This window comes from Myxococcus llanfairpwllgwyngyllgogerychwyrndrobwllllantysiliogogogochensis, from assembly GCF_006636215.1.
Lineage (GTDB): Bacteria > Myxococcota > Myxococcia > Myxococcales > Myxococcaceae > Myxococcus > Myxococcus llanfairpwllgwyngyllgogerychwyrndrobwllllantysiliogogogochensis.
Genome location: NZ_VIFM01000892.1, coordinates 1 through 412 on the forward strand (window position 1 = coordinate 1; position 412 = coordinate 412).

A 412-nucleotide genomic window follows, 5' to 3' on the forward strand; every position below is an offset into this window, starting at 1 on the left:
GTGGTGCGCACGCAGTTTATCGGCCTGCTGGCGATAACCGTCCTTTGCGGCAGCGCTACGGCGGTGGTCGGCCCCATCGCCTTTATCGGCCTGATGATGCCGCACATGGCGCGCTGGCTGGTGGGCGCCGACCACCGCTGGTCGCTGCCGGTCACCCTGCTGGCAACCCCGGCGCTGCTGCTGTTTGCCGATGTTCTTGGCCGCCTGCTGGTCCCCGGAGAGCTGCGGGTCTCGGTGGTCAGCGCCTTTATCGGCGCCCCGGTGCTGATCTGGCTGGTGCGTCGTCAGCCGCGCGGAGGTGCAATGTGACTGCCCCTTCCCGTCGTTTGCTGCTCAGCTGTTTTATCCTGATTGTCGCCAGCGTGGTCGTCTCCCTCTGGGGGCTCGGCAGCGGTTTGGTACCGCTACGGGT

General features: G+C 66.7%; 1 protein-coding gene. It reads left to right on the forward strand.

The annotated features are described in order from the left end of the window. Positions 1 to 309: iron chelate uptake ABC transporter family permease subunit (locus FJV41_RS56220; RefSeq protein ID WP_141649665.1), on the forward strand; the 309-nt coding region annotated here is incomplete at its 5' end. Positions 310 to 412 lie beyond the last annotated feature (103 nt).